Origin of the sequence: Streptomyces sp. NPDC048566 (assembly GCF_043199735.1) — a bacterium.
Classification (GTDB): Bacteria; Actinomycetota; Actinomycetes; order Streptomycetales; family Streptomycetaceae; genus Streptomyces.
Genome location: NZ_JBICWL010000002.1, coordinates 546,451 through 566,698, shown reverse-complemented (window position 1 = coordinate 566,698; position 20,248 = coordinate 546,451). Strand labels below are relative to the sequence as shown.

Here is a 20,248-nt window from a genome sequence, read left to right as displayed (position 1 = left end):
CCGTCCGGGGCGCGGCGGGCGCGGGGACGGTTCCGCCAAGGCGTCCGGGGCGCGGCGGGTGCCGTGGCCCGTCCGCCCTGTGCGGTGACCGGAGAGGTTCGCCGGGAAGCCCGGGGCGTCCGGTGCGGTGCGGTGCGTCGCCGGGCCGGGCGTCGCCCGCCACCGGGATGTGTCCGGGTGGTGAGACAACGCGGCGAGGTGCCGGGCCGGGCGTCGCGAGCCGGTGAACCCGGCCGGTCAGGGCACTAGCGTGCGGCGAGGGCGCGTTCACCGGCCCGGCGCATGGCATCGAGCGGAGCGGGACGACATCCGGTCATCTGTTCGACTTGGAGCACCGCCTGGTGGACCAGGAGGTCGAGCCCGCCGACGACGGCACCGCCGGACGCCGACCAGCGCGCGGCGAGCCGGGTGGGCCAGGGGTCGTACAGGACGTCGAACAGGGTCGCGGGACGCTCCGGTACGGCCACGGCCAGGGCGTCGGTGGTACCCGCCGGGGTCGTGGCGACGACCAGGGGGGCCCGCAGCGCCTCGGCGGCGTCGGTCCAGTCGGCGGTGCGGACGTCCACGCCGAGCCGCTCGCCCCACCGCCGCATCTCGGCGGCGCGCTCGGCGCTGCGGACGTAGGCGACGACCTCGCCCGTGCAGATCCGCGCGAGCGCGGCGAGGGCCGAGGAGGCGGTGGCTCCGGCGCCGAGCACGGCGGCCGAGTCGACCTGCTCGATCCCGCGCTCGCGGAGCGCCGCCACCATGCCGGGGATGTCCGTGTTGTCACCGGTGCGGCGTCCGTCCTCGGCGACGACCACGGTGTTGACGGCCTCGACGGAGGCCGCCGTCCCGCTGATCTCGTCGAGCAGCGGAATAACGGCGCGCTTGAGCGGCATGGTCAGCGACAGCCCGGCCCATTCGGGACCGAGGCCGCCGAGGAACCCGGCCAGCGACTCCTCGTCGACCTCGAACCGGTCGTACGTCCAGGCCCCGAGGCCCAGCTCCCGGTACGCGGCGCGGTGCAGCACCGGGGAGAGCGAGTGGGCGATCGGGGATCCGAGCACGGCGGCCCGGCGGGCATCAGTTGCCCGAACTGTCATTGAACTTGTCCTTGAGCTTCTCGAAGTCGGCGTTCGTCCTGGCGAACTCGGTCTTGCTGTGACCGTCGGTCGCCACGAAGTACATCCAGCCGTCGCTCGTGGGATGGAACGTCGCGTTCAGCGCCTCGACCCCGGGATTGCCGATCGGGCCGGGCGGCAGCCCCTTCTGCGTGTACGTGTTGTAGGGGTCCCGGTTGCTGTTGATCTCGGACTCGCTGATGTGGATGTTGCTCTGGCGCTTGAGGTAGTTGAAGGTCGAGTCGAACTGCAGGAGCTGGTTCGTCTCGGTGTTGGAGGGCTTCAGACGGTTGTAGACGACCTCGGCCATCTTGCGGAAGTCGTCGTGGGTCTTGCCTTCCGCCTGCACCAGGCTCGCGACCGTGACCACCTGCAGCGGATCGGCCAGCTTCAGCGACTTGGCCTTCTCCTCGATGCCCATCGAGGCGTAGTTGCTCGACGCCTGCTTGACCATGCTCTTGAGCACGTTCTCGGGCTTCATCCCCTTGGCCGCCGGGTAGGTGGCGGGCCAGAGGAATCCTTCCAGCGGATCCTTTATGTGCCGGTCGCTGTTCGCCCAGCTCGGCAGCCCCAGGCTCTTGTAGTCCTTCTCCGCGACCTTGCCGGTGGTCCCCTTGGAGAGACCGAGCTGCTTGTCGATGGCCGCGTAGACCGTGACGTTGCGGTTCCCGGGAGCCACGACGACGTTGTTCTGGCTCTTGGGGTCGAGCATCAGCTCGACGGCGCTCGCCGCGGACATCTGCTTGCGCAGCAGATAGGCGCCGGCCTGGATCTTCTGGCCGTCGGGGTTCTCCTGCTGGGCGGAGACGAAGGCGTCCACGCTCTTGACGACCCCGAGCGCCTTGAGTTTCTGACCGATCTCGTAGCCGCCGGCGCCCTTGCCGATCTCGACGGTCACCTGGCCCGAACCGTCGCCCGCGTAGTCGGGCGCCGAGCCGAAGCGATTTTGGTAGTAGTGGTAGCCGAAATAGGTGACGCCGGCGAGCCCCCCGCCGAACACCGCGACGACCACCAGGCACGCGCAGCCGCTGCGCCGCTTGCGGCCCTTGGCGCCGCCCCGGCCCTTGCGGTCGCCGCGGCCCCGCCGGCCCTGGGGGTCGTCGTCGGCGTCGTCGTCCTCGTCGCCGCCGGAGAAGAAGGCGTGCTCGCCCTCGTCGGGCCCGGGGTCCCAGTCGGTCTCCGGCTCGGGCTCCGCGCGGCGCCGCGCCGGGGGCTCGGGCGGCGGGTACGCCTCGGGGGTGTTGTAGAAGTCCGGCTGCTCGGCGGGGTACCCGCCCGCGTAGGGGTCGGTCGGGTCGGCGGCGTAGGGCACCTGGGGGTGGCCCCCGGTCTGCCAGCCGCCGCCGTCGTCGTAACTCCGGTCGTCCCCGGGCTGCTGCTGCCGGTACTGCTGCTGCCCCTGGGCGGGGTAGTGCTGCTGCGGCTGTCCGGCGTACTGGGGCTGCCCCTGACCGGGGTACTGCTGCTCGGGGTACGGGTACTGGCCGGATTCGCCCGGGGAATGCTGCGGGTACTGCTGGTATCCCTGGCCGTGCGGCTGCCCGCCGGTGCCCCAGTCGCCCTGCTCGTCAGGATGCGCCTGAGCCTGGCCGTACTGCTGCGGCCGGCCGCCGTCGTAGGCGGACCGGCCGTCGGCGGCCTGCCCGCCCCATCCGCCGTCCCCGTACAACGGGTCCTGCGGATGCCACGGTTCGGAGCCTGGGCCCCGGCCATACTCAGTCATCGATCCCCTACGAGCCGAGAGCCGGCAGCTGCCGGCTCTCGTGGCCCGGCTCCCGTCCGCCTCTTTTGCTGTGCGGGGGCTGTTCGAACACCACCGCATCGCGCGGAACGTTACCGTATCGCGATCACATGACCACTTCGACGCCCTCGCCGGGAGATTTACCTGACACCCGTTCGGATTCCAGCGCCTGCTGCAGGATGACGACGGCGGCGGCCTGGTCGATGACCGACCTGCCCTTCTTCGCCTTCACGCCCGAGGCGCGCAGCCCCTGACCCGCCGTCACCGTGGTCATCCGCTCGTCGACGAGCCGCACCGGGACCGGAGCGATCGCCCGTGCGAGGTGCTGGGCGAAGGCCCTGACCTTGACGGCGGCGGGCCCCTCGCCCCCCTTGAGGGAGCGAGGGAGACCGACGACGACCTCGATCGGTTCGTACTCCTCGACGAGCTGTCCCAGCCGGCGGTGGGCCGCCGGGACGTCGCGTCCCGGGACCGTCTCCACCGGTGTCGCGAGGATTCCGTCGGGGTCGCACGAGGCGACCCCGATCCGGGCGTCCCCGACGTCGATCGCCAGCCGGCGTCCTCTGCGCATGGCCGCGGACCTACTTGGCCGTCTCGGCGACGAGGCGCCGGACCGCGTCGGCCGCCTCGCCGACGGCGGCCGGGTTCTGGCCTCCGCCCTGGGCGACGTCCGGCTTGCCGCCACCGCCGCCGCCGAGGGTCTTGGCGGCGGCCCGGACGAGCTCGCCGGCCTTGAGCCCGCGCTCACGCGCGGCCTCGTTGGTGGCGATGACCGTCAGCGGCTTGCCGCCGGCCACGGTGAACAGGGCCACGACCGCGGCCCGTCCGCCCTGGATGCGGCCGCGCACGTCGAGGACCAGCTTGCGCAGGTCGTCGGCGCCGGTGCCGTCGGGCACCTGGCCGGTGACCAGGGCGACGCCGCCCACGTCCTCGGCGGACTCCACGAGACCGGCGGCGGCCTGCAGGACCTTCTCCGCGCGGAACCGCTCGATCTCCTTCTCGGCCTCCCTCAGCTTGCCGAGCATGGCGGAGACCTTCTCCGGAAGCTCCTCGGGACGGCCCTTGACCAGTTCCTGGAGCTGGGCGACGACCGTGTGCTCGCGGGCGAGGAAGTTGTACGCGTCGACGCCGACGAGGGCCTCGATGCGGCGCACCCCGGAGCCGATGGACGACTCGCCCAGCAGCTTGACCAGACCGAGCTGGGCCGTGTTGTGCACGTGGGTGCCGCCGCACAGCTCCTTGGAGAAGTCGCCGATGGTCACCACGCGGACCCGCTCGCCGTACTTCTCGCCGAACTCGGCGATGGCGCCCTGCTTCTTCGCCTCGTCGATGCTCATGACCTCGGCCTCGACGTCCAGGTCGCGGGCCAGCACCTCGTTGATCTGCTGCTCGACGTCGGTCATGACGGCCGTCGGGACGGCCGAGGGGGAACCGAAGTCGAAGCGGAAGCGGCCGGGCTGGTTCTCCGAACCGGCCTGGGCGGCGGTCGGGCCGAGGGCGTCGCGCAGCGCCTGGTGCGTGAGGTGCGTGGCCGAGTGGGCGCGGGCGATCGCCGTGCGCCGGCGCACGTCGATGGTGGCCTGCGCCTTGGCGCCGACGGTGGCCTCGCCGACCTGGACGACGCCCTTGTGGACGTACACGCCGGGGACGGGCTTCTGGCAGTCGCGGACCTCGATGACGGCGCCGGAGTCGACCCGGATGCGGCCGGTGTCGCCGATCTGGCCGCCGCCCTCGGCGTAGAAGGGGGTGCGGTCGAGGACGATCTCCACCTCGTCGCCCTCCGTCGCGGCCGGCGAGGAGACGCCGTCGACCAGGATGCCGACGATGGTCGACTCGCCCTCGGTGCGGTCGTACCCGATGAAGTCCGTCTCGCCGGCGGCGTCGGCGATCTGCCGGTAGGCGCCGAGGTCGGCGTGCCCGGTCTTCTTGGCGCGGGCGTCGGCCTTGGCCTTGTCCCGCTGCTCCTTCATCAGGCGGCGGAAGCCGTCCTCGTCCACCGACAGGCCCTGTTCGGCGGCCATTTCGAGGGTGAGGTCGATCGGGAAGCCCCAGGTGTCGTGGAGCAGGAACGCCTTGTCGCCGGCGAGGACGGTGCCGCCGGTCTCCTTGGTGTCGGAGATGGCGGTGTCGAGGATGTTCGTGCCGGCCTTCAGCGTCTTGAGGAAGGCCGCCTCCTCGGCGAGGGCCACGGTCTCGATCCGCTGCCGGTCGGTGACCAGCTCGGGGTACTGCCGGCCCATCATCTCGATCACGACGTCGATGAGGTCCTTGACGACCGGACCGGTGGCGCCGAGCAGCCGCATGTTGCGGATGGCCCGGCGCATGATGCGGCGCAGCACGTAGCCGCGGCCCTCGTTGCCGGGGCTGACGCCGTCGCCGATGAGCATGACGGAGGTGCGCATGTGGTCGGTGACGACGCGCAGCGAGACGTCGGAGGCGTCCGCGGCGCCGTACTCCACGCCGGTCAGCTCGGTGGCCTTCTCGATGACGGCCATCGAGGTGTCGATCTCGTACATGTTCTGCACGCCCTGCAGGATCATGGCGAGACGTTCCAGCCCGAGGCCGGTGTCGATGTTCTTGCTGGGCAGCTCGCCGAGGATCTCGAAGTCGTCCTTCGAGATGCCCTCGCCGCGCTCGTACTGCATGAAGACCAGGTTCCAGATCTCCACGTAGCGCTCGTCGTTGACCGCCGGGCCGCCCTCGGCGCCGAACTCGGGGCCGCGGTCGTAGTTGATCTCGGAGCACGGACCGCAGGGTCCGGGGACGCCCATGGACCAGTAGTTGTCCTTCTTGCCCAGGCGCTGGATGCGCTCGGCCGGCACGCCGATCCTGTCCCGCCAGATGGTCTCGGCCTCGTCGTCGTCGAGGTAGACCGTGATCCACAGGCGCTCGGGGTCGAGGCCGTAACCGCCCTTGTCCTGAGGCGAGGTGAGGAGCTCCCAGGCGTAGGTGATGGCTCCTTCCTTGAAGTAGTCGCCGAAGGAGAAGTTGCCGCACATCTGGAAGAACGTGCCGTGCCGGGTGGTCTTGCCGACCTCTTCGATGTCGGGGGTGCGCACGCACTTCTGCACGCTGGTGGCGCGCGACCACGGCGGCTTGACCTCGCCGAGGAAGTACGGCTTGAAGGGGACCATGCCGGCGGGGACGAGGAGCAGAGTCGGGTCGTCCGCGATGAGCGACGCCGAAGGGACGACGGTGTGACCGCGCTCCTCGTAGAAGCTCAGCCAGCGGCGGCGGATTTCAGCCGACTCCATCAGTGGTCCTCATTCCGGTTGTACGTGTACGTCGTGTTCTCGATGTACTTGATCTGCTGGTCGCCGGCGAGCCGCCCGGCGGCGCCGGTCCGGCGCTGCGCGGGGAGTCCGGGGTCGGGACGGCCGTCCAGGCCGAGCACCTCGCCGAGTTCGGCCTCCCGCTGCGCCATCCCGTCGCGGACGTCGAGGGCGAAGTCCTTGAGGCGGTGGCCCGCATCGATCGCCTTGTTGGCGGCCTGGGCCGCGAGGCTCTCGGGGGTCAGCGACCGGATCTTGCGGTTGACCTTGGTGGTGGCCCATACACCCGCGGCTGCGCCCGCGGTGAACCAGAACGTACGGCGGAACATCGCTGCGTCAGTCCTTCTTCCGCTTTCCCCGCCGCGACGACGGGATGGTGCGGCCCACGATCACGGTTCGCCGGGACGCCTTGTCGGGCTCGTTCTCTCGACGGCCTCCGATGGCCCGGCGCACGCCGTAACCGAACGCCGCGACCTTGACCAGGGGCCCGCCGAAGGTGGAGGCCACGGTGGTCGACAGGGCCGACGCGTTCGAGGTGACCTCCTGCACGTCCGACGCGATGGCGTCGACGCGGTCGATCTGGGTCTGCGCGGAGCGCACGGCCGCCGAGGCGTCCGCCAGCAGGGGGACGGCCTGGTCGGTCACGTCCGCCACGAGTTTGGTGGTCGCCTTGAGCGTCTGGGCCAGTCTCGCCAGCGCGACGGCGAGGAAGGACACCAGGATCGCCCAGAACACGGCCACCAGGATGCCGGCCACCTCACCACCGGTCACTGTCGCACCCGCTCCCTGACTGCCTGCCCGAACATCGAAAAGTCGTCCCCCGAGCCTATCGCGCCGACGCCGCGGCTCCGTACCGCATTACCGGGCGCCGCACCCGGAGTTGCGCGAAGCGATTGTACGGAGTGCTCACGGGTCAGTACGCTCCGTGTCCCATGCAGCGTTCTCACCCGGCCCGGGAGCCCGCTTCGCCGGCGCCCGGCGATCTGCCCCTGGAACTCGACGCGTTCGTGGGGCGCTCCGCCGAACTGGAGCGGCTCGCCGAGCTGCTGGCATCGGCCCGCCTGGTCACGGTGACCGGAGTGGCGGGCGTGGGCAAGTCGCGCTTCGCCGCGCGCGCGGCGGCGCGGGCCGGTGGGGCGGACGGGCCCCGGGCGGTGTGCCGCGTCGACCTGTCCGCGGTGCACGACCCGGACCTCGTGGTCCACGCGGCGGCCGAGGCCCTGGGGCTGACGGACCACACCGCGACGCCGATCAGGCGGGTGCTGGTCGGCCATCTCGCCGGCCGCCGGCTGCTGCTCCTGCTGGACGGTTACGAGCACCTGGTGGAGGCGAGCGCCGCCCTGGTCGCGGAGCTGCTGCGGCGGGCGCCGGGGCTGGTCGTGCTCGCGGCGGGGCGCCGCCCGCTGGGCCTGGGCGGGGAGCGGGTGTTCCCGCTCGCGCCGCTGCCCACGCCACAGGCGGTGGAGCTGTTCGCCGACCGGGCGGCGGCACGGATCCCCGGTTTCGTGCTGGACGAGGACGACCGGGCCGACGTGGCGGAACTGTGCCGGCGGCTGGACGGCATCCCGCTGGCGCTGGAGCTGGCCGCGGGGCGGCTCGGCGCCCTCTCCCCCGGCCGGCTGCTCGCCCGCCTGGAGGACCGGTTCCGGCTGCTGACCGGGGGCGGGCGGGACGCGCTGCCCCGGCACCAGACACTGCGGACCGCGATCGGCTGGAGTCACGAGCTGTGCACGTCCGCCGAGCGGCTGCTGTGGGCGCGGCTGTCGGTGTTCGCCGGCTGCTTCGACCTGGAGGCCGCCGAGTACGTGTGCAGCGGCGACGGGCTCCCCGCCGACGAGGTCCTCGACGTGCTGGACGCGCTGCTCGCGCAGTCGGTGCTCTCCCGCGAGGAGACGCCGGCCGGGGTGCGGCTGCGGATGCTGGACACGGTGCGGGACTACGGGGCGGAGTGGCTGGAGGCGACGGGCGACGCGGAGCGGCTGCGGCGCCGGCACCGCGACTGGTACATGGGGCTGGCCACCTGGTGCGAGCTGGACTGGTTCTCGCCGCGGCAGGCCGAGGTCGCCGCCCGGGTCGAGGCGGAGCTGCCGAACCTGCGCCGGGCGCTGGAGTTCTCCCTGGCCGAGCCGGACGGCGCGCATCTGGGGCAGTACCTCGCCGGAGCCCTGTGGTTCTGCTGGGTGGGCTGCGGCCGGCTCGCGGAGGGCCGGCACTGGCTGGAGCGCAGTGTCGAGCTGGACGGCGACCGCGACCAGTCGCGGCTCAAGGCCCTGTGGGTGCTCGGCTATGTGGCGGTCCTCCAGGGCGACTCGGTGTCCGCCCTGTCGGCGCTCCACGAGTGCCGGACCGAGGCGGAGCGCTCGCGGAACGCGGTGGCGATCGCCTACGCCGAGCACCGCACGGGCTGTCTGGCGCTGGTGACCGACGACATGGAGCGCGCCGAGACGCTGCTGCGGTCGGCGCTGGACCGCTATCACGCGATCGGCGAGCTGAACAGCAACGTGCTGATGGGGCAGGTCGAGCTGGCGATGGCGCTGGCCTTCCGGGGCGACCTGCCCGCCGCGGTCCGGCTGTGCGAGGACGTCCGCCGGGTCTGCGAGGACCACGGGGAGCGCTGGGCGCTCGGGTACGCGCTGTACGTCCTGGCGTACGAGGCGCAGGCCGGCGGCGACCCGGCCCGTGCGCGGGAGTTGCTGCGCCGGCAGCTGGGCATCGCCCACACCTTCCGCGATCTGCTCGGCGCCGTCCTCGCGGTCGAGCTGCTGGCCCTGGTCACCGCGGTGGAGGGCGATCCGGCGGAGGCGGCGCTGCTCCAGGGGGCGGCGTCCCGGATGTGGCCGTCGGTGGGCCTGCCGCTGTTCGGTTCGGCCTACTACAACGCGCCGCACGAGCGCTGCGCGGCGCTGGCCCGCGGGCGGCTGGGCGACGAGCGGTACGAGGAGCGGCTGCGGGCGGGGCGGCTGCTCGGGAGGGAGGACGCGATCACCCGGGCCCTGGACGGGTCGGGGACCCGGGCGCTCGGGGCCGTGCCGTCGCCGCGCAGGCTCGTCCCGGACGCGCGAAAGCCCGCCGTCTCCCCCACCGCGAAGGGCGGAGAGACGACGGGCTGACGTGACGCGCGGGTGGTACCGCGTCCGCGGAGTGGAATCAGCGGGCGTAGTACTCGACGACGAGCTGCTCGTCGCAGATCACCGGGATCTCCTTGCGGTTCGGCTCGCGGTCCAGGCGGAAGGCCAGGGCCGGGAGGTTCACCTGGAGGTAGCGCGGGGTCTCGCCGTCGGGGGCGAAGCCACCGGCGCGGGAGACCTCGAAGAGCGTCTTGCCGCGGCTGCGCTCGCGGACCATCACGACGTCGTCGGGACGGACGCGGAACGAGGGCTTGTCGACCTTCTGGCCGTTGACCTCGATGTGGCCGTGGACGACCATCTGGCGGGCCTGGTAGATCGTGCGGGCGATGCCCGAACGCAGGACCAGCGCGTCGAGACGACGCTCCAGCTCGATGATCAGGGCCTCACCGGTCTTGCCCTGGACCTTGGAGGCACGCTCGTAGGCGCGGACGAGCTGGCGCTCGGACACGTCGTACTGCGCGCGCAGACGCTGCTTCTCCAGCAGACGGACCTTGTAGTCCGAGTTCTGCTTGCGGCCGCGGCCGTGCTCACCCGGCGGGTAGGGGCGGGCCTCGAAGTACTTGACGGCCTTCGGGGTCAGCGCGATACCGAGCGCACGCGACTTCTTGACCTTGGGGCGGGACTGGTTCGCCATGAACCAAACACCTCATGTTTCCGATGCGAATACGGCTTCACCAGGGTTAGGGGAGGTCGCAATCCGCAGCCCGGGAAACCCTCCTCGCCGACGTGGACCTCCACGTGGGACGGGGCGGGCAGCCGCTCCTGGGTCTGGGCACATACGTGCAGCACGCGAGTGACCCACCGACCTGTCCCGGGGATCCGGGGGGTGGTGGGTTGCCCGCGACACCTTCGACGGTGCGCGACGCTCCTGGAATCCCCCCGTGTCGGCGGGGCTCCGGCTGGATGTCCCGTTCTGGTGGTGCCGACCGGAGCCGGACACGGGACGCAGCGCTTCGGGACATGCTACAGGGTGTTCAGGACCGCCCTCGACCGAGGTGCCTGCGGGTCCACTCCACCGCGTCCGCGTACCGCGCCTCGGCCCCGTGCCGGGTCGGGGTGTAGTACTCCCGGTCCTTCAGCTCCTCCGGGGCGTACTGCTGGGCGGCGATGCCCTCGGGCAGGTCGTGCGGGTACACGTAGCCCTGGGCGTGCCCGAGCTTGGCGGCGCCCTTGTAGTGCCCGTCGCGCAGGTGGGCCGGGACCGGCCCCGCGTGTCCCTTGCGCACGTCGTCCAGGGCGGCGCCGATCGCGGTCGTCGCGGCGTTGGACTTCGGGGCCAGGGCGAGGGCGATCGTGGCGTGGCTGAGGGTGAGCGCGGCCTCCGGGAACCCGATCATCGCGACGGCCTGGGCGGCGGCCACCGCGATGGGCAGCGCGTTCGGGTCGGCGAGGCCGATGTCCTCGCTCGCGGAGATCATCAGGCGGCGGGCGATGAACCGGGGGTCCTCGCCCGCCTCGACCATCCGGGCCAGGTAGTGCAGGGCCGCGTCGACGTCCGAGCCACGGATGGACTTGATGAGCGCGCTGGCCACGTCGTAGTGCTGGTCGCCGTCGCGGTCGTACGTCACCGCGGCGCGGTCGACGGTCGCCTCCAGGGTCTGGAGGGTGATCTCGGGCTCGCCCTGGTCGAGGGCGGCACCGGCGGCGGCCTCCAGCGCGGTCAGGGCCCGGCGGGCGTCACCGCCGGCGATCCGCAGCAGGTGCTGCTCGGTGTCCTCGGGGAGGGTCACGGCGCCGCCGAGGCCGCGCTCGTCGCCGAGGGCACGGCGCAGCAGGCCGCGCAGGTCCTCGTCGGTGAGCGGTTCGAGGGTGAGGAGCAGGGAGCGGGAGAGCAGCGGCGAGATCACCGAGAAGTACGGGTTCTCCGTGGTCGCGGCGATCAGGGTGACCCAGCGGTTCTCGACGGCCGGGAGGAGGGAGTCCTGCTGGGCCTTGCTGAAGCGGTGGATCTCGTCGAGGAAGAGGACGGTCTCCTTGCCGAAGCCGCCGGTGGCGCGGCGGGCGCCGTCGATGACGGCGCGCACCTCCTTGACGCCGGCGGTGATGGCGGACAGTTCGACGAAGCGCTTGTCGGTGGCCTTGGAGACCACGTAGGCGAGGGTCGTCTTGCCGGTGCCGGGCGGGCCCCAGAGGATCACGGAGGACGGTCCCGCCGGGCCGCCACCGCCCTCGGCGACGAGTCTGCGCAGCGGCGAGCCCGGCTTCAGCAGATGCTGCTGCCCCACGACGTCGTCGAGGGTGCGCGGGCGCATCCGCACCGCCAGGGGACTGCCGGACGGGTCCTTCTCCTGGCGTTCTTCTGCTGCGGCGGTGAACAGGTCGGGCTCCACGTCGGAAACCCTATGTCACGCCGCCGACAGTCCCCGCGGAGCCGTCAGCTGGTCCAGAAGTCCCACCAGCGGGTGAGGATCAGCATGCCGATGACGCCGATGTGCAGCACGGGCAGGACCCAGGTGAACTCGCCGAGGAAGCCCTTCGCCGAGCGCGGGGCGGGCAGGAAGCCGTGGCGGACGTTGAACGAGGTCACGTACCAGAACATGACGATGGTGGCGACCCACGCGAGGCAGCACCACAGGCACAGCGAGTTGATCCGGTACAGCGACTGGTACTGGAGCCAGGTGCAGAATCCGACGCCGAACAGCGTGCCGGCGTTGAAGGTCAGCCAGTACCAGCGGGGGAAGGCGACGCGGGTGAGCAGGCTCACGCCGACGCAGATGACGATGCCGTAGGCGACCAGGCCCAGCATCGGGTTGGGGAACCCGAAGGCGGACGCCTGGTCGCTCTTCATGATGTTGCCGCAGGACACGACCGGGTTCAGGCTGCACGCGGGCGTGAAGTTCGGGTCTTCCAGCAGCTTGAACTTGTCGATCGTGATGACCCACGCGGCAAGGAGACCGGCCGCGCCCGTGATCACCAGCAGCAGGGCGAGGGCCCGGCTGCCGCCCGCCGTGCGCGCGGCGGCGGGGGGTGCGTGGTCGGTCGGGACGTCCCTGACTGTCGTCTTGCTCATCACGCCGTTTCCGTTGCCTAGAAGGGGCCTGGGGGCAGGCTCATTGTGCCGCACTCGCGCCCGCGCCCACCGTTCGCCGGACATAAGGAAGTACGCGCGGAACACCCCGGTGCACTCGATTCGGCGGGACGCTCCGTGCCGTGAGCGGTGCACGGGGAGCGCCCCGCGGTCGACGGGACCGGGCTGCGCCGTCGGCACGGGGCCGTGACCGCGGCCGGCGGCGTCGGCCCCGGCATCCGGCGGAGGCAGGCGTTCGGCCTGCTCGGACCCGATGGGGCGGGCGGCAGCACGGCGGTGGCGATCCCCCCGGGCGACCGGCGGCAGGGGCGCGGGCGGCGCCCCGGAACCGGGCGCGGTCGCGGCCGCGGGCGCGGTCGCGGCCGCGGGCACGCCCGCGGGCCCATGGCCGGGTCGGCGTCGCCCGGCAGGACGAATGCGCGCCCGCCGGGTTGACGGTGCCGGAAACCGTGCGGCGGTTCGCCCGCCATGCCCTGAATGCGCGGAATCCGGGGAGGATCACCGCGGCCCCGCGCCGCCCGGGGACGCGGCGTCCCGGGCAGGATCCGGCTGGTTCTCGTCACCGGCCTCCGGCGGCCGGGCCGCCGCTGCTCGTCGGCGCCAAGGCCCCCGGCCCGGGCACGGGGCGGCCCGGTTCCCCCTGGTGCCGGCCGCGTGCCGCGCCGGCGGACCGCCGCTGCGCGCCGTGCCTGCCGTCCCTCCGCCGGAGGGGACGGCCCGGCGGCCGAGACCCGCCCCGCCGTCCCGCCTGAGCCACCCGCCCACCGGCCGGAAACGCGTCTCCCGCCCTCACCGGCAGCGGGAGGGCGGGAGGCGTCCGGGCTCAGCCCAGCCGTGCGCGCAGTTCGCCCACGATGTCGCCGACGGCCACGGCCGCCTGCTCGCCGGACTCCATGTCCTTGAGCTGCACGACGCCCTCGGCGAGGTCGCGCTCACCGGCCACGACCGTGTAGCGCGCCCCCGACCGGTTCGCGTTCTTCATCGCGCCCTTGAGCCCCTTGGACCCGTAGGAGAAGTCGGCGGCGACCCCGGCCTTGCGCAGCTCGGTCACCACCGCGAACAGCGCCCGGCGCGCCTCCTCGCCGAGCGGTACCGCGAACACGCTGGTGGACGCCGGGATGTCCAGCTCGACGCCCTCCGCCTCCAGCGCCAGGACCGTGCGGTCGACACCGAGGGCCCAGCCCACCGACGGCAGCGCCGGGCCGCCGATCATCTCGGACAGGCCGTCGTAGCGGCCCCCGCCGCCCACCGCGGACTGCGAGCCGAGACCGTCGTGGACGAACTCGAAGGTCGTGCGCGTGTAGTAGTCCAGGCCGCGCACCAGCTTCGGGTCGTCCTCGAAGGCGACGCCCGCCGCCGTGACCAGGTCGCGCACCTCCTCGTGGTATGCCGTGCAGGCGTCGCACAGGTAGTCCCGCAGCAGCGGCGCCCCGGTCAACTGCTTCTGGACGGCCTCGCGCTTGTCGTCGAGCACCCGCAGCGGGTTGATCTCCGCCCGGCGCAGCGTGTCCTCGTCGAGGTCGAGGCCGCGCAGGAACTCCTGGAGGGCGGCGCGGTAGACGGGACGGCACTCCTGGTCGCCCAGGCTGTTCAGCAGGATGCGGAAGTCGCGCAGGCCCAGCGAGCGGTACGCCTGGTCGGCCAGGATGATCATCTCGGCGTCCAGCGCCGGGTCCTCGGCACCGATCGCCTCGGCACCCACCTGGGAGAAGTGGCGGTAACGGCCCTTCTGCGGACGCTCGTAGCGGTAGTACGAGCCGGAGTACCAGAGCTTGACGGGGAGGTTGCCCGCCTTGTGCAGGTTGGCCTCCAGGGCGGCGCGCAGCACGGAGGCGGTGCCCTCGGGGCGCAGGGCCAGCCGGTCGCCGCCCTTGGTCTCGAAGGCGTACATCTCCTTGGTCACGATGTCGGTGGACTCACCGACACCGCGTGCGAAGAGTTCGACGTTCTCGAAGCCGGGCGTCTCGATGTAGCCGTAGCCGGAGTTGCGCAGCGGCGCGGCGATGGCCTCGCGGACGGCCAGGTACCGGGCGCTGTCCGGCGGGATCAGGTCGTACGTGCCCCGGGGGGCCTTGAAGGTGCTCACGGAAGTCTCTCGTCACATTCCTCGTCGAGGAGCGGCGCTCTGGCCCGCTCCGCGTTCCTGGCGGCCCGCCGCCACCTGCCGCAGATACGGGTTGGTGGCGCGCTCCTGGCCGATGGTCGTCTGGGGGCCGTGGCCGGACAGCACCACGGTCGAGTCGTCGAGCGGCAGGCAGACCCGGCCGAGCGAGTCGAGCATCTCGTCCATGTCGCCGCCGGGCAGGTCGGTGCGTCCGACGGAGCCGGCGAAGAGCAGATCCCCGGAGAAGAACACGGACGGGATGTCCGCGCTCTCGGGCATCCGGAACGTCACCGACCCCTTCGTATGGCCCGGCGCGTGCGCGACGGACAGGTCCAGACCCGCCAGACTCAGGTCCGCGCCGTCGGCGAGCGTCCGCACGTCGTCGGGCTCGCCCACGGTCAACTCGCCCATCAGCGGCATCCCGATGGAACGGCCGAGCGCCCGCTCCGGGTCGCTCATCATGTAGCGGTCCTCGGGGTGGATCCAGGCCGGCACGTCGTGCGCCCCGCACACGGGGACGACCGACGCGACATGGTCGATGTGGCCGTGGGTGAGGATGACCGCGACGGGCTTGAGCCGATGCTTGGCGAGTGCCTCCTCGACTCCCTGGGCGGCCTGGTGGCCCGGGTCGATGATCACGCACTCCTCACCCGCGGCGGGGGCGACCAGGTAACAGTTGGTCCCCCAGGCCCCGGCGGGGAACCCGGCAATGAGCACGATCGTCCTTCGTGGTGGCGTACGCGCTGGTGTCGTACGGGGCGGGTGGCTGTGGATCAGAGCCTACCGGCGCTGCCGATTCCTCAGCGAACCCATATACGGTACGGGTCACACGCAGGCGGTCGGCTCACAAGACGCACGCGTCCCATCGACGTACGAGACGCACGAGGAGAAACCCGGTGGTCAGCCAGGAGCAGCGGCGGCGTCAGCTCGCCCGGGAGAAGTTCTTGCGACAGCAGCAGCGCCGCACGGCCGCGCGCCGCAGGACCCGTACACGCAACGCGGTGATCGCGTCGGTCGTCGGCGTGCTCGTCGCGGGCGGGGTGCTGTCGTACGCGACCGGGGTGTTCGAGGACGACGGCAAGAAGGCCAACGCCGGCGCCGAGGTGACGCCGAGCGCCACCCCGAGCAAGGCGCCCGACCCGTGCGCCAAGCCGGCGGCCGGCAAGGTCAAGCCGCTCAGCTGGAAGAAGGAGCCGGCGGTCACCATCGACAAGTCCGCGGACTACACGATGAAGATGGCGACGACCTGCGGCGACATAGACATCGCCCTCAAGGCGTCGGCGGCCCCGCACACCGTCAACTCGTTCTCGTTCCTCGCCGCCAAGGGCTACTTCGACCACACCAAGTGCCACCGGCTCACCACCGACGGCATCTACGTGCTGCAGTGCGGCGACCCCAAGGGCACCGGCGCCGGCGGACCGGGCTACACGATCCCGGACGAGAACCTCAAGGACAAGAGCCTGAAGGGCAACGTGTACCCGGCGGGCACCGTCGCCATGGCCAACCAGTACAACGCGCAGACGCAGCAGGGGCGGAACACCGGCGGCAGCCAGTTCTTCCTCGTCTACCAGGACAGCCAGCTGCCGCCCGACTACACACCGTTCGGTACGGTCTCGGACGCGGGCATGAAGGTGCTCAAGAAGATCGCGGCGGCGGGCGCCCAGCCGGCCGACCCCCAGACGGGCAACACCGCGCCGAACGCGACCGTGGTCGTCGACAAGGCGACGGTCACCCGGTCCTGACCGCCGCCTGCGCAATTTCGGTCGCGCGGGATGCGGACAGCCGCCCCGCCGGTCGCCTATGTTGGCCGTGACGAAACTGTGGACGATGCCCGGGGGCGCTGAAGCCCCTCGCAGGCATCATGTGGAGGAGGCGCTGTGAGCAGCGACCCGTGGGGACGCGTCGACGAGACGGGGACCGTGTACGTGCGTACGGCCGACGGCGAGCAGGTCGTCGGTTCCTGGCAGGCAGGCTCGCCGGACGAGGCGCTGGCCTACTTCGAGCGCAAGTACGAGGGCCTGGTTGTCGAGATCGGCCTCCTCGAGAAGCGAGTGAAGACCACCGACCTGTCGGCGAAGGACGCCCAGACCGCCATCGATCACATCCGTGAGCAGGTGGTGGCCCACCACGCGGTGGGCGACCTGGACGCGCTGAAGGTGCGGCTGGACAAGCTCGTCGAGACGGTCGAGGCGCGCCGTGAGGAGCGCAAGGCCCAGCGGGCCAAGCAGTCCGACGAGGCGCGGCACGCCAAGGAGGCGCTGGTCGCCGAGGCCGAGGAGCTGGCGCAGAGCGACCAGTGGCGGGCGGCCGGCGAGCGGCTGCGGGCCCTGGTGGACACGTGGAAGGGGCTGCCCCGGCTCGACCGCAAGTCGGACGACGAGCTGTGGCACCGCTTCTCGCACGCGCGCTCGGCGTTCTCCAAGCGGCGCAAGGCCCACTTCGCCTCGCTGGACGCCCAGCGCGAGGAGGCCCGCAAGACCAAGGAGAGGCTGGTCGCCGAGGCCGAGTCGCTGTCGGCATCGACGGACTGGGGGCCGACGGCGGCCCGCTACCGCGAGCTGATGGCGGACTGGAAGGCCGCGGGCCGTGCCCAGCGCGAGCACGAGGACGACCTGTGGAACCGCTTCCGCGGCGCCCAGGACGTGTTCTTCGCCGCGCGCGGTTCGGTCTTCGCCGAGCGGGACGCGGAGCAGGCGGAGAACCTGAAGCTCAAGGAGGAGCTGGCCGAGGAGGCCGAGAAGCTCGTCCCGGTCCAGGACCTGAAGTCGGCCCGCGCCGCCTTCCGCTCGATCAACGAGCGCTGGGAGGCCATCGGCCACGTGCCGCGCGACGCCCGTCCGAAGGTCGAGGGCCGCATGCACGCGGTGGAGCGGGCTCTGCAGGAGTCCGAGGAGAGCGAGTGGCGCCGGACCAACCCGGAGGCGCGTGCCCGTGCCGAGGGTCTGACCGGCCAGCTCCAGGCCGCCGTGGACAAGCTCCAGGGCCAGATCGAGGCGGCGCGCTCGGCCGGCAACACCGCGAAGGCCGACAAGCTCCAGAAGGAGCTCGACGGCCGTCAGGCGCTGCTGGACCAGGCGCTGAAGGGCCTCCACGAGTTCGGCGGCTGATCCCACCGGCCTCCCGGCCGACGCGGAAAGGGGCTCCCGTACGGGAGCCCCTTTTTGCGTGCCGCCGGCCGGGCCGGCGGCACGCGCCGATCAGGCGTCCGAGGGGCGGCGGGCCGAGGTCACCCGGTACACGTCGTACACGCCCTCCACGCCCCGTACCGCCTTCAGCACGTGGCCGAGGTGCTTGGGGTCGCCCATCTCGAAGGTGAAGCGGGAGGTGGCCACCCGGTCGCGCGAGGTCTGGACCGCGGCGGACAGGATGTTGACGTGCTGGTCGGACAGGACCCGGGTGACGTCCGACAGGAGCCGCGAGCGGTCCAGCGCCTCGACCTGTATGGCCACGAGGAACACCGAGGACTGGGTGGGCGCCCACTCGACCTCGAGGATGCGCTCGGGCTCGCGGGAGAGCGAGTCGACGTTCACGCAGTCGCTGCGGTGCACCGACACGCCGCTGCCGCGGGTGACGAAGCCGATGATCGGGTCGCCGGGCACCGGGGTGCAGCACCGGGCGAGCTTGACCCACACGTCGTCGACGCCCTTGACGACCACGCCGGGATCGTTGTTGCTGCGCCGCTTGCGGCCGCGGCCCCGGGCGGGCGGTACGGACTCGTCGATCTCCTCGCTGGCCGCCTCCTCGCCACCGAGCGCCTGGACCAGTTTCTGCACGACGCTCTGCGCGGTGACGTGGCCCTCGCCGATCGCCGCGTACAGCGACGAGATGTCGGGGTAGCGCATCTCGTGCGCGAGGGTCACGAGGGAGTCGCCGGTGAGGATGCGCTGGATCGGCAGGTTCTGCTTGCGCATCGCGCGGGCGATGGCGTCCTTGCCGTGCTCGATCGCCTCGTCGCGGCGCTCCTTGGAGAACCACGCGCGGATCTTGTTCCGGGCGCGCGGCGACTTCACGAACCCGAGCCAGTCGCGCGACGGGCCGGCGCCGGCGGCCTTGGAGGTGAAGACCTCCACGAGGTCGCCGTTGTCCAGGGTCGACTCCAGCGGCACCAGGCGGCCGTTGACCCGTGCTCCTATGGTCCGGTGGCCGACCTCCGTGTGCACGGCGTACGCGAAGTCCACCGGGGTGGCGCCCGCCGGAAGCGCTATGACGTCGCCCTTGGGGGTGAACACGAAGACCTCGTTGCGCGAGAGGTCGAAGCGCAGGGACTCCAGGAACTCGCCCGGGTCCTCGGTCTCCTTCTGCCAGTCCAGCAGCTGGCGCAGCCAGGCCATGTCGTTGACGGTGTCCTGGCCCGCGCTGCCCTTGGCGGCCCGGGGCACGTCGGTACGGATCTTGGAGGACCCGGCGACGGTCTCCTGCTTGTACTTCCAGTGCGCGGCGATGCCGTACTCGGCACGGCGGTGCATGTCGAAGGTGCGGATCTGCAGCTCGACGGGCTTGCCGTTCGGGCCAATGACCGTCGTGTGGAGCGACTGGTACATGTTGAACTTCGGCATCGCGATGTAGTCCTTGAACCGGCCGGGGACCGGGTTCCATCGCGCGTGGACGGTGCCGAGGGCCGCGTAGCAGTCGCGGACGGTGTCCACGAGCACGCGGATGCCGACCAGGTCGTAGATCTCCGCGAAGTCCCGGCCGCGGACGATCATCTTCTGGTAGACGCTGTAGTAGTGCTTCGGGCGGCCGGTCACGGTCGCCTTGATCCGCGCCGCGCGCAGGTCGGACTGGACCTCGTCGGTCACTATGGCGAGGTACTCGTCGCGCTTGGGGGCGCGCTCGGCGACCAGCCGCACGATCTCGTCGTACATCTTGGGGTAGAGGATCGCGAAGGCGAGGTCCTCCAGCTCCCACTTGATGGTGTTCATGCCCAGGCGGTGGGCGAGCGGCGCGTAGATCTCCAGGGTCTCGCGCGCCTTCTTCTCCTGCTTCTCGCGCTTGAGGTAGCGCATGGTGCGCATGTTGTGCAGGCGGTCGGCGAGCTTGATGACCAGGACGCGGGGGTCCTTGGCCATCGCGACGACCATCTTCCGCACGGTCTCCGCCTGGGCGGCCTCGCCGAACTTGACCTTGTCGAGCTTGGTGACGCCGTCGACGAGCAGGGCGACCTGGTCGCCGAAGTCCCGCTTGAGGGTGTCCAGGCCGTACTCGGTGTCCTCGACCGTGTCGTGCAGCAGTCCGGCCATCAGGGTGGCCGGGTCCATGCCCAGTTCGGCGAGGATGGTGGTGACGGCGAGCGGGTGCGTGATGTACGGGTCGCCGCTCTTGCGCTTCTGGCCGCGGTGCCAGCGCTCGGCGACCTGGTAGGCCTTCTCGATCTGGCGCAGCGTGCCCGTCTCGATCTTGGGGTCGTTGCTGCGCACGATCCGCAGCAGCGGCTCCAAGACCGGGTTGTACGGGTTGGAGCGCTGGACGCCGAGGCGGGCCAGCCGGGCGCGGACGCGGTTGGAGGAGCCTCCGGAGCGGGCGAGCTGGCCGGGGGCGGGGCGGACCGCGGGGGCGCTGCCGGGGCGCTCGGGGGGTGCCGGCTTGGGGCGCGGCTGCTCGGCCGCCGTGTCGTCCGGTGCGGCCTGGGCGTGCTCCACCGGCCCGCTCGCGGCGTTCTCGGCGGGCTGCTCCGCCGGGCCCGAGGCGGGCTCGGGCTTGGTGGAGGCGGTTCCTCCCAGGCGTTCCGCACTGGGGGCGACTGGCTGGGCCTCGTCTGGCAAGAGGGCTCCTCGTGCGCGATCCGGGTCCCCCGGTCAGGCTCCGGAGACCCCATGGTAGCGATCCCGGGCGGCGGCCTCTCGGCCGGCCGTCGGGACCACCTCGTGGACGA

At 71.9% G+C, this 20,248-nt stretch carries 15 protein-coding genes; 3 read left to right on the top strand and 12 right to left on the bottom strand.

What is annotated here, in order from left to right:
* Positions 1-245 precede the first annotated feature (245 nt).
* The 6 genes from ACGFS9_RS06395 to ACGFS9_RS06370 form a co-directional block, all read right to left on the bottom strand.
* Positions 246-1,085: a shikimate dehydrogenase gene (locus ACGFS9_RS06395; protein ID WP_393251159.1), complete on the bottom strand. Its 840-nt coding sequence runs from the start codon at positions 1,083-1,085 to the stop codon at positions 246-248.
* Positions 1,066-2,826 carry an endolytic transglycosylase MltG gene (gene mltG / locus ACGFS9_RS06390; protein ID WP_393251158.1) on the bottom strand — a complete coding sequence of 587 codons (1,761 nt, stop codon included), beginning with the start codon at positions 2,824-2,826 and terminating at the stop codon, positions 1,066-1,068. Before mltG ends, ACGFS9_RS06395 begins: the two co-directional genes overlap by 20 nt.
* A 124-nt stretch (positions 2,827-2,950) precedes the next feature.
* A complete protein-coding gene (gene ruvX, locus ACGFS9_RS06385; protein WP_393251157.1) occupies positions 2,951-3,415 on the bottom strand; it encodes a Holliday junction resolvase RuvX in 465 nt (154 codons plus the stop codon).
* Positions 3,416-3,425: 10 nt separating this feature from the next.
* Positions 3,426-6,098, bottom strand: a complete 2,673-nt coding sequence (alaS, locus tag ACGFS9_RS06380; RefSeq protein WP_393251156.1) for an alanine--tRNA ligase — start codon at positions 6,096-6,098, stop codon at positions 3,426-3,428.
* Entirely contained in the window at positions 6,098-6,445 is a 348-nt protein-coding gene (locus ACGFS9_RS06375; protein ID WP_393251155.1) for a DUF6167 family protein, read from the bottom strand. The genes alaS and ACGFS9_RS06375 overlap by 1 nt, the downstream gene beginning before the upstream one ends.
* Positions 6,446-6,452: 7 nt before the next feature.
* A complete protein-coding gene (locus tag ACGFS9_RS06370) occupies positions 6,453-6,887 on the bottom strand; it encodes a DUF948 domain-containing protein (protein WP_393251154.1) in 435 nt (144 codons plus the stop codon).
* A gap of 161 nt (positions 6,888-7,048) precedes the next feature.
* On the opposite strand from ACGFS9_RS06370, the gene ACGFS9_RS06365 reads away from it, so the two are divergent.
* On the top strand, positions 7,049-9,226 hold the full coding sequence (locus ACGFS9_RS06365; RefSeq protein WP_393251153.1) for an ATP-binding protein: 2,178 nt from the start codon (positions 7,049-7,051) through the stop codon (positions 9,224-9,226).
* Positions 9,227-9,263: 37 nt separating this feature from the next.
* Here the strand turns inward: ACGFS9_RS06365 and rpsD are convergent, their stop codons facing one another.
* From rpsD to ACGFS9_RS06340, 5 genes are all read right to left on the bottom strand, one after another.
* Positions 9,264-9,878 carry a 30S ribosomal protein S4 gene (gene rpsD / locus ACGFS9_RS06360; RefSeq protein WP_366703478.1) on the bottom strand — a complete coding sequence of 205 codons (615 nt, stop codon included), beginning with the start codon at positions 9,876-9,878 and terminating at the stop codon, positions 9,264-9,266.
* A gap of 340 nt (positions 9,879-10,218) precedes the next feature.
* A complete protein-coding gene (locus ACGFS9_RS06355) occupies positions 10,219-11,574 on the bottom strand; it encodes a replication-associated recombination protein A (protein WP_393251152.1) in 1,356 nt (451 codons plus the stop codon).
* A 44-nt stretch (positions 11,575-11,618) separates the two neighbouring features.
* Positions 11,619-12,254: a vitamin K epoxide reductase family protein gene (locus ACGFS9_RS06350; RefSeq protein ID WP_393251151.1), complete on the bottom strand. Its 636-nt coding sequence runs from the start codon at positions 12,252-12,254 to the stop codon at positions 11,619-11,621.
* An 841-nt stretch (positions 12,255-13,095) separates the two neighbouring features.
* Positions 13,096-14,358 carry a histidine--tRNA ligase gene (hisS, locus tag ACGFS9_RS06345; RefSeq protein WP_393251150.1) on the bottom strand — a complete coding sequence of 421 codons (1,263 nt, stop codon included), beginning with the start codon at positions 14,356-14,358 and terminating at the stop codon, positions 13,096-13,098.
* A gap of 12 nt (positions 14,359-14,370) precedes the next feature.
* A complete protein-coding gene (locus tag ACGFS9_RS06340; protein WP_393251149.1) occupies positions 14,371-15,093 on the bottom strand; it encodes an MBL fold metallo-hydrolase in 723 nt (240 codons plus the stop codon).
* Between the two features lie 179 nt (positions 15,094-15,272).
* Here ACGFS9_RS06340 and ACGFS9_RS06335 point away from each other — a divergent pair, with 179 nt between their 5' ends.
* Positions 15,273-16,118 (top strand): peptidylprolyl isomerase, encoded by an 846-nt coding sequence (locus ACGFS9_RS06335; protein WP_393251148.1) that lies wholly within the window; start codon positions 15,273-15,275, stop codon positions 16,116-16,118.
* Positions 16,119-16,253: 135 nt separating this feature from the next.
* On the top strand, positions 16,254-17,483 hold the full coding sequence (locus ACGFS9_RS06330) for a DUF349 domain-containing protein (protein ID WP_393251147.1): 1,230 nt from the start codon (positions 16,254-16,256) through the stop codon (positions 17,481-17,483).
* A gap of 90 nt (positions 17,484-17,573) precedes the next feature.
* On the opposite strand, the gene ACGFS9_RS06325 is transcribed toward ACGFS9_RS06330, so the two are convergent.
* Positions 17,574-20,138 (bottom strand): RelA/SpoT family protein, encoded by a 2,565-nt coding sequence (locus ACGFS9_RS06325; protein ID WP_393251146.1) that lies wholly within the window; start codon positions 20,136-20,138, stop codon positions 17,574-17,576.
* Between the last annotated feature and the right edge of the window lie 110 nt (positions 20,139-20,248).

Excerpts from the sequence above, each read along its gene's own strand:
- ruvX (WP_393251157.1), bottom strand. The coding sequence starts at position 3,415 with ATGCGCAGAGGACGCCGGCTGGCGATCGACGTCGGGGACGCCCGGATC.
- ACGFS9_RS06350 (WP_393251151.1), bottom strand. The coding sequence starts at position 12,254 with ATGAGCAAGACGACAGTCAGGGACGTCCCGACCGACCACGCACCCCCC.
- ACGFS9_RS06365 (WP_393251153.1), top strand. The coding sequence starts at position 7,049 with ATGCAGCGTTCTCACCCGGCCCGGGAGCCCGCTTCGCCGGCGCCCGGC.
- mltG (WP_393251158.1), bottom strand. The coding sequence starts at position 2,826 with ATGACTGAGTATGGCCGGGGCCCAGGCTCCGAACCGTGGCATCCGCAG.
- rpsD (WP_366703478.1), bottom strand. The coding sequence starts at position 9,878 with ATGGCGAACCAGTCCCGCCCCAAGGTCAAGAAGTCGCGTGCGCTCGGT.
- ACGFS9_RS06375 (WP_393251155.1), bottom strand. The coding sequence starts at position 6,445 with ATGTTCCGCCGTACGTTCTGGTTCACCGCGGGCGCAGCCGCGGGTGTA.
- ACGFS9_RS06395 (WP_393251159.1), bottom strand. The coding sequence starts at position 1,085 with ATGACAGTTCGGGCAACTGATGCCCGCCGGGCCGCCGTGCTCGGATCC.
- alaS (WP_393251156.1), bottom strand. The coding sequence starts at position 6,098 with ATGGAGTCGGCTGAAATCCGCCGCCGCTGGCTGAGCTTCTACGAGGAG.